Here is a 7,929-nt window from a genome sequence, read left to right as displayed (position 1 = left end):
ATCACGGGCCGCATCGACGACGTGCTGAACGTGTCGGGCCACCGCATGGGCACGATGGAAATCGAGTCGGCCCTGGTGTCGCACCCGCTGGTGGCAGAAGCCGCGGTGGTGGGGCGCCCCGACGACCTGACCGGCGAAGCCATCTGTGCCTTCGTGGTGCTCAAGCGTCCCCGTCCCACCGGTGACGAGGCCAAGCAGCTGGCCTCGCTGCTGCGCAACCACGTCGGTCAGGAGATCGGCCCGATCGCCAAACCCAAGGACATCCGCTTCGGGGACAACCTCCCGAAGACCCGCTCCGGCAAGATCATGCGCCGTCTGCTGCGCGTGATCGCCAAGGGCGATGCCGTCACCCAGGACACCAGCACCCTGGAAAACCCGGCAATTCTCGATCAATTGGCTCAAAGCAATTGAATGTCGTGGCCCCTGACCGGGGCCCAAGGCATCACCGTCCCCGCGCCGATATATTCTTCACAAAAGTAATTCATCGGCCGGGTTCCACCCCAACCGCTTGGGTATGCGCAGGCCAATAAGACGGGTTTTTCAGGGCACGAAGCCATCCTATTCGTGAAAACCCTCGTGGAAATTTGTCGGTTTGGCTTGTTTTCATCCGCATTCCCCCGAATGACATCCCTCGAGACACCCCCTATATTTGGGGTGAGCACGCCACAAGCGGCTGCAATTTGGCAATGAAGAGGAGCACACACATGGCCAGTCCGAGCGTTTCCACCGCGCCCATGACCAAAGAGGAAAAGAAAGTCATTTTCGCCTCGAGTCTGGGCACGGTTTTCGAGTGGTATGACTTCTACCTGTATGGCTCGCTTGCAGCCATCATCGCGAAGCAGTTCTTTGCCGGTCTGGACCCAACGTCCGCCTTCATTTTTGCCCTGCTGGCTTTTGCAGCCGGTTTCATCGTGCGTCCGTTCGGCGCACTGGTCTTCGGTCGCCTCGGCGACATGATCGGCCGCAAATACACCTTCCTGGTCACCATTCTGCTGATGGGGGCCTCCACCTTCATCGTCGGCATCCTGCCGAACTACGCCGCGATCGGTGTGGCCGCTCCGGTCATCCTGATCATCCTGCGCCTGCTGCAAGGCCTGGCGCTGGGTGGTGAGTACGGTGGTGCCGCCACTTATGTGGCCGAGCACGCACCGCACGGCCGCCGTGGCGCCTACACCGCCTGGATCCAGACCACGGCCACGCTCGGTCTGTTCCTGTCGCTGCTGGTGATTCTGGGTACCCGCACCATCATCGGTGAAGACGCCTTCCAGGACTGGGGCTGGCGCGTGCCGTTCCTCGTGTCGGTGATCCTGCTGGGCATCAGCGTGTGGATCCGCATGAGCATGAACGAGTCGCCCGCCTTCAAGAAGATGAAGGCGGAAGGCAAGACCTCCAAGGCCCCGCTGTCCGAATCCTTCGGTCAGTGGAAGAACCTGAAGATCGTGATCCTGGCCCTGTTCGGTCTGGTCGCAGGTCAGGCCGTGGTCTGGTACACGGGTCAGTTCTATGCCCTGTTCTTCCTGACCCAGGCTCTGAAGGTCGATGGCGCCACCGCCAACATCCTCGTGGCCATCTCGCTGCTGATCGGCACCCCGTTCTTCGTGGTCTTCGGTTCGCTGTCTGACAAGATCGGCCGCAAGCCCATCATCCTGGCAGGCTGCCTGGTCGCTGCACTGACCTACTTCCCGCTGTTCAAGGCCCTGACGGAAGCCGCCAACCCCGATCTGGCCAAGGCCCAGGCCACCGCCCCGGTGACCCTGGTCGCGAACCAGAGCGAGTGCTCGTTCCAGTTCAACCCGACTGGCACCGCCAAGTTCACCAGCTCGTGCGACATCGCCAAGCAGGTGCTGGCCGCCAACTCGGTGAACTACGAGAACGTGTCCGGCGACGGCGTGGCCATGATCAAGGTCGGCGACCGCCAGATTGCTTCGTACAGCTCGGCCGGCCTGAGCGCCGATGACGCGAAGGCCAAGGATGCGGCCTTCAAGAAGGAAGTGGTGCAGGCCATCCGTGACGCAGGCTACCCGGCCAAGGCCGACCCGGCCAAGCTGAACAAGCCGGTGGTCGTGGCGATCCTGACGCTGCTGGTGATCTACGTGACCGCCGTGTATGGCCCGATCGCGGCCATGCTGGTGGAAATGTTCCCGACCCGCATCCGCTACACCTCGATGTCCCTGCCGTACCACATCGGCAACGGCTGGTTCGGCGGCCTGCTGCCCACCACCGCCTTCGCCATCGTGGCCCAGACGGGCAACATCTACAACGGCCTGTGGTACCCGATCATCGTGGCGTCCATCACCTTCGTGATCGGCCTGCTGTTCGTGAAGGAAACCAAGGACGTGGACATCTACGCCGGCGACTGATCGGCATGCCACGCGGGAGGTGCAGCGCACCTCCCTCGGAGGAGACAAACCCCAGGCCCCGTTTCGACGGGGCCTTTTTTCATGTCTGCCCAGGACGCGGCGTCCGGGCATGAAAAAAGCGCCCCGCAGGGCGCTTGGTGGCTGAAAGGGGCGCGGTGTCAGCCCGCGCCGTTGATCACTTCAGCGACAGGATCCAGTGCACCAGCTCCTTGGCTTCGGCTTCGCTGACCTGGGGGTTGGCCGGCATCGGGATCTCGCCCCATGCGCCCTTGCCACCCTTCAGCACCTTTTCGACCAGCTTGGCTTCAGCGCCCTTCTGGCCCTTGTACTTGGCCGCCACGTCCTTGTAGGACGGGCCGATCATCTTCTGCTCGACACCATGGCAGGCCAGACAGGACTTCTTCTGGGCCAGTTCCATGCTGGCCATGGCCGGGGCGGTGAGGGTGGCCAGCGCAGCAGCGGCGACGAGGGTCGACAGTTTTTTCATGGGTCTCCTTCCGGTACGGGGGTGGATTACAGTGGAGGTCGATTTATAAACGCATTCACCCTTCTCGGGGTTGACGGCGCTGTCACTTATCGTGACACGTGCATGAGGAAAGCACCACATGTGGTTTGTGTTGATCGGCGTGGCCTTGCTGGTGATGTGGCTGGGTGGCATTGGCCCGGTGGGCGAGTGGACGTGGTCGTCGCACTGGTGGGCACTGTGCCTGCCCTTCGGGCTGGCGGCGGTGTGGTGGTGGTGGTCCGACACCACGGGGCGGACGCAGCGGCTGGCGATGGACAAGGTGGCCGCCAAGCGCGAGGCGCGCCGACAGAAGGCGGTCGACGCCATGGGCGTGCAGAACCCCCGCAAGCGGCGCTGACACTGCGGCGGCCAGTGGGGCGGGCTAAAATGATCGGTTCCCACAAGCGTCATCTGCCCGGAGTTTCCTGATGCCCCAGTACCGTTCCCGCACTTCCACCGCCGGTCGCAACATGGCGGGCGCCCGCGCCCTGTGGCGCGCCACGGGCATGAAGGACGGCGATTTCGAGAAACCGATTATCGCGATCGCCAACAGCTTCACGCAGTTCGTGCCTGGCCACGTCCACCTCAAAGACCTCGGCCAGCTGGTGGCGCGTGAGATCGAGGCGGCTGGCGGGGTGGCCAAGGAATTCAACACCATCGCGGTGGACGACGGCATTGCCATGGGCCACGGCGGCATGCTGTATTCGCTGCCCTCGCGTGACCTGATCGCCGACAGCGTCGAGTACATGGTCAACGCCCACACCGCCGACGCGCTGGTGTGCATCTCCAACTGCGACAAGATCACCCCGGGCATGCTGATGGCGGCTCTGCGCCTGAACATCCCTGTGGTGTTCGTCTCCGGCGGCCCGATGGAAGCCGGCAAGGCCAAGATCGAGGGCAAGGTCATTGCGCTGGACCTGGTGGACGCCATGGTCAAGGCGGCTGACAAGAACTGCTCCGACGAGGAGGTCGCCGAGGTCGAGCGCTCGGCCTGCCCGACCTGCGGGTCGTGCTCCGGCATGTTCACGGCCAACTCCATGAACTGCCTGACCGAGGCCCTGGGCCTGTCGTTGCCGGGCAATGGCACCATCGTGGCCACGCACGCCGACCGCGAAAAGCTGTTCCGCAAGGCCGGTCGCACCATCGTCGAGTTGGCCAAGCGCCACTACGAGCAGGACGACTTCAGCGTGCTGCCGCGGAGCATCGCGTCGTTCAAGGCTTTCGAGAACGCCGTGGCGCTCGACGTGGCCATGGGCGGTTCGACCAACACCGTGCTGCACCTGCTGGCCGCGGCCCGCGAGGCGGAAGTGCCGTTCACGATGGCCGACATCGACCGCATCTCGCGCAAGGTGCCGTGCCTGAGCAAGGTCGCCCCGGCCGTGCCCGATGTGCACATCGAAGACGTGCACCGCGCGGGCGGCATCATGTCCATCCTGGGTGAACTGGCCCGTGGCGGGCTGCTGCACACCGACGTGCCCACCGTCCACAGCCCGACCATGGCCGATGCCATCGCGAACTGGGACGTCAAGGTCACCCAGGACGAAGCGGTTCACACCTTCTACAAAGCGGCGCCCGGTGGCATCCCCACGCAGGTGGCGTTCTCGCAGGACAGCCGCTGGAAGGCGCTCGACCTCGACCGTGAGAAGGGCGTGATCCGCGCGGCGACCCATGCCTTCACGAAGGACGGCGGTCTGGCCGTGCTGTACGGCAACATCGCCGAGAAGGGCTGCATCGTGAAGACGGCCGGCGTTGACGAGTCGATCTGGACGTTCACCGGCACCGCCCGTGTCTATGAAAGCCAGGAAGACGCGGTCGAAGGCATCCTTGGTGAAGAAGTCCAGGCCGGCGACGTGGTCGTGATCCGCTACGAAGGCCCGAAGGGCGGTCCGGGCATGCAGGAGATGCTGTACCCGACGTCCTACCTGAAGAGCCGCGGCCTTGGCAAGCAGTGCGCGCTGCTGACGGACGGCCGCTTCTCGGGTGGCACCTCTGGCCTGTCCATCGGCCACGCTTCGCCGGAGGCCGGCATGGGTGGCGCCATCGCGCTGGTCGAGAACGGCGACCGGATCGAGATCGACATCCCGAACCGTCGCATCCACCTGGCCATCAGCGACGAGGCGCTGGCCGCCCGCCGTGCCGCCATGGAAGCCAAGGGCGATCAGGCCTGGAAGCCGGTCAATCGTCAGCGGGTGGTGTCGGCCGCGCTGCAGGCGTATGCGCTGCTCACCACGTCGGCAGACACGGGCGCGGTGCGCGACATCAGCCAGCTCAAGCGCTGAGCCTGCCTTCACGACGCCGTGTCGACCGTATCTTCGAGGGGCCTTCGGGCCCCTTTTTGCTGGCCGGGTGGAGCGGCAAACACCGGGCGGGCGAGGTCCTCGTGCAGCCGTTGATGAAGCAGATCCTCGAAGCGGTAGAACCCTGCCGGTTGTTGCAGGAGCTCGCTTATCGCAAAGGCGGCGCCCGTGCCGAATGCTTCGCGGCGGATGGCTTCGTGCACGATGCGCACCGTCTGATACGGGAAACCGAAGATGACCTCGTGGTGGCCAACGATGCCGCCCAGCCTCAGCGAGGTGATCCGGTCTTCGTCCAGATCCAGCTGCTTGGCCAGCTTGCGTGCCGTGCCCGACACCTCGGGCTTGTCGCGAAAGTGCTGTTCAAGGATCTCGACGTCGGCGTGGGGCGCGATCTGGCGAAGCAGGCGCGCCGCCACCATCATGAAGTTGATGCCGATGGTGATGTTGGGAGAGCACAGCACCCGGATGTCGCGGGCGAGGTGCTGCGCAAAGGTGAGATCGCCGTCATCGTAGGCAGAGATCGCACTGACCAGCGCCCATCGGCGTGCCCGCGCGACGGCGCCATAGATGTGGATGCTTTCTCTGGACGAGAAGTCGATCACCCCGTCCACCGGATGGGCCGAGAGCCAGTCGTCTGTCAGCACTCGGGCCAGTGGAAGAAGGGGAACGCCGTCGTTGTCCTGGCCGACTTCGCCCTGCCGCCGGGCGATCCACCGCAGCGCGAACCGGGGATCCTGCTTCAACACCGTGGCCACCGCCTGGCCCGCCTTGCCATGTCCGATGAGGCCGACTCTGATCATCATCTTTCTCCTTCTTATGGGTAAGCAAGGGCGGATGATACATTTGTACAAATGTATATGTGTCAGGGTGCTTTCCCTGGCGGGGCAGGCAGTCGGCGCAGCTGTAATTCAGCGAGCGCGACATAAAGCGGTGGACTGATCAGACGCGCCATGCCGCTCGACAGCATCGCGCAGCCCATCAGGCTCAGGACCATGGCGTGGCCCTCGACCATCTCCATGACGATGATGAAGGCGGTGAACGGGTTCTGCGTGGCACCGGCCAGAAAGCCAGCCATGCCGAGCGCGATCAGAGCCGGATGGGCGTGGCCTGTCCAGCCGGCCACGTCGTGCCCGATGCCGGCTCCGATGGCGAGGGCTGGGGCAAAGATGCCGCCTGGCACGCCGCTCCAGGCCGACAGCCAGGTGACCACCATGCGCAGCACCACGTACAGCCCGTGGGTCGGCTCCTGGCCTTGCAGCAGGGCCCGCGTCGTGCCATAGCCACCGCCAAAGGTGCTGCCTTGCGTGACCGTGCCAATGACCGCCACGGCAAGGCCGCAGCCGGCTGCAAAGCGCACCGGATGCCGTTGACGCCACCGGCTGAAAACGTCCGACCCGCCGCGCATCGACTGGATCAGCAGCCGGGAGAACAGCCCACCCAGCAGGCCGCACAGAATCGCCACCATCAGGCCGGGGCCCCACAGCCCCCACGACAGGACCGTGGGGTCGATGCGCCCGAAGTAGGTGTCATTGCCGTGGATGGAGACGGCGAGCAGGCCCGCCAGGACGATGGCCCCGATGAGCAGGCCGCTGGCCCGGTCTTCCGGGCGGCGCGAGAGCTGCTCGATGGCGAACATCACACCACCCAGCGGGGTGTTGAAGGCCGCCGCGATGCCGGCCGCACCACCGGCCACCAGCAGACCGCGCTCGTTGACTGGGCTGCGGGCAGGCAGCCAGCGCCGGGCGTGGTGCATCAGCCCGGCGGCCACCTGGACCGACGGACCTTCCCGGCCGGTCGACAGCCCGGCGAGCAGGCCGCCGGCCGTCAGCACCACCTTGGCCAGTGCAAGCCTCACCGACACGAAGAGCTGGCGTTGCTCGACAGGCACAGCCGGGTCCTGCGCCGCGAGCACCTGGGGGATGCCGGAGCCGGCCGCGCCAGGCGCGAAGCGACGCGTGATCCAGACGATCCCGGCGGTCAACGCCGGCGTCCAGAGCAGGGGGGCCCACTGCCACCGCGCATGGAGGACATCGAAGGCGTGCAGGGCCTGTTCTGTCAGCCAGGTGAGACTGATCACCCCGAGCCCGGCCAGCACCGCAAAAAGGAGGACCACGGCGCGTGCGGCCCAGCGTCGCCAGTCGGATAATTCGTGCCTTGCTTCGTCTGACAGCCAGTCCGACGGGTAGCGACTCTTCATGGGCTCACCGTGTCAGAACCGATTGCAACGCGCACCGATGCGCCCGCCGATGGCATCGGCACCAGTGCACTCCCACCCCAGGCGGCCGTGGTGCTGCGTCAGTTCCGCGTTGTCTTCAACGCGGTCAAGACGCACTTTCAGCAACTCGAACGGCAGACCGGCGTCGGTGGGGCGCAGTTGTGGGCACTGAGCGTGGTGGCGGCCGAGCCGGGCATCGTCGTGGGTGATCTGGCGCAGCGCATGGACATCCATCAGTCCACCACCAGCAACCTCGTGCGCACACTGGTATCGCGCGGGCTGATGCTGTCGCGCCGTGATGATCAGGACCGCCGCGTCGTTCACCTGGAGATCAGCGAGAGCGGCCGTACTTTGCTCGCCAGTGTGCCGGGGCCGACGGCCGGGGTGCTTCCCCAGGCTCTGGCCCAGCTCGATGAGGCGACGCTGATCCGCCTTCATGATGACTTGGCAACGCTGATCCGCACGCTGGGGGAGGACGAACATGGCGAGGCTTCCCGGACGCCGCTAGCGCAGTTGTGATGGAAATATTTGTTCAAATATAATTTATTCGTA

At 65.1% G+C, this 7,929-nt stretch carries 7 protein-coding genes and 1 pseudogene; 5 read left to right on the top strand and 3 right to left on the bottom strand.

Translation table 11 applies throughout. The annotated features are described in order from the left end of the window. Both Q0Z44_RS12925 and Q0Z44_RS12920 read left to right on the top strand, forming a co-directional pair. A pseudogene (locus Q0Z44_RS12925) lies at positions 1–411 on the top strand (acetyl-coenzyme A synthetase); the annotation flags it as partial. Positions 412–704: 293 nt separating this feature from the next. Further along, positions 705–2,360 (top strand): MFS transporter, encoded by a 1,656-nt coding sequence (locus Q0Z44_RS12920; protein WP_298013380.1) that lies wholly within the window; start codon positions 705–707, stop codon positions 2,358–2,360. A gap of 175 nt (positions 2,361–2,535) precedes the next feature. Here the strand turns inward: Q0Z44_RS12920 and Q0Z44_RS12915 are convergent, their stop codons facing one another. After that, on the bottom strand, positions 2,536–2,847 hold the full coding sequence (locus Q0Z44_RS12915) for a c-type cytochrome (protein ID WP_298013378.1): 312 nt from the start codon (positions 2,845–2,847) through the stop codon (positions 2,536–2,538). A 118-nt stretch (positions 2,848–2,965) separates the two neighbouring features. Between Q0Z44_RS12915 and Q0Z44_RS12910 the strand changes: the two genes are divergently transcribed. Together Q0Z44_RS12910 and ilvD are read left to right on the top strand one after the other, a co-directional pair. Continuing rightward, positions 2,966–3,223: a TIGR04438 family Trp-rich protein gene (locus tag Q0Z44_RS12910; protein WP_109036946.1), complete on the top strand. Its 258-nt coding sequence runs from the start codon at positions 2,966–2,968 to the stop codon at positions 3,221–3,223. Positions 3,224–3,293: 70 nt separating this feature from the next. Beyond that, positions 3,294–5,144 carry a dihydroxy-acid dehydratase gene (gene ilvD, locus Q0Z44_RS12905; protein WP_298013375.1) on the top strand — a complete coding sequence of 617 codons (1,851 nt, stop codon included), beginning with the start codon at positions 3,294–3,296 and terminating at the stop codon, positions 5,142–5,144. Positions 5,145–5,152: 8 nt separating this feature from the next. On the opposite strand, the gene Q0Z44_RS12900 is transcribed toward ilvD, so the two are convergent. Further along, entirely contained in the window at positions 5,153–5,962 is an 810-nt protein-coding gene (locus Q0Z44_RS12900; protein ID WP_298013382.1) for a dihydrodipicolinate reductase C-terminal domain-containing protein, read from the bottom strand. A 62-nt stretch (positions 5,963–6,024) separates the two neighbouring features. Continuing rightward, positions 6,025–7,359, bottom strand: a complete 1,335-nt coding sequence (locus tag Q0Z44_RS12895; RefSeq protein ID WP_298013373.1) for a chloride channel protein — start codon at positions 7,357–7,359, stop codon at positions 6,025–6,027. A 9-nt stretch (positions 7,360–7,368) separates the two neighbouring features. Here Q0Z44_RS12895 and Q0Z44_RS12890 point away from each other — a divergent pair, with 9 nt between their 5' ends. Continuing rightward, positions 7,369–7,896 (top strand): MarR family winged helix-turn-helix transcriptional regulator, encoded by a 528-nt coding sequence (locus tag Q0Z44_RS12890; RefSeq protein WP_298013371.1) that lies wholly within the window; start codon positions 7,369–7,371, stop codon positions 7,894–7,896. The last annotated feature ends 33 nt before the right edge of the window (positions 7,897–7,929 follow it).

The sequence above is a fragment of the uncultured Aquabacterium sp. genome (assembly GCF_947366995.1).
GTDB lineage: Bacteria > Pseudomonadota > Gammaproteobacteria > Burkholderiales > Burkholderiaceae_C > Aquabacterium.
The sequence above is the reverse complement of the archived record's forward strand: the minus strand, read 5'-3'. Positions and strand labels throughout refer to the sequence as shown.

Bases quoted from the DNA above. Each gene is read 5' to 3' on its own strand.
- Q0Z44_RS12920 (WP_298013380.1), top strand. From the start codon at position 705: ATGGCCAGTCCGAGCGTTTCCACCGCGCCCATGACCAAAGAGGAAAAG.
- Q0Z44_RS12915 (WP_298013378.1), bottom strand. From the start codon at position 2,847: ATGAAAAAACTGTCGACCCTCGTCGCCGCTGCTGCGCTGGCCACCCTC.
- Q0Z44_RS12910 (WP_109036946.1), top strand. From the start codon at position 2,966: ATGTGGTTTGTGTTGATCGGCGTGGCCTTGCTGGTGATGTGGCTGGGT.
- Q0Z44_RS12895 (WP_298013373.1), bottom strand. From the start codon at position 7,359: ATGAAGAGTCGCTACCCGTCGGACTGGCTGTCAGACGAAGCAAGGCAC.
- Q0Z44_RS12900 (WP_298013382.1), bottom strand. From the start codon at position 5,962: ATGATCAGAGTCGGCCTCATCGGACATGGCAAGGCGGGCCAGGCGGTG.
- ilvD (WP_298013375.1), top strand. From the start codon at position 3,294: ATGCCCCAGTACCGTTCCCGCACTTCCACCGCCGGTCGCAACATGGCG.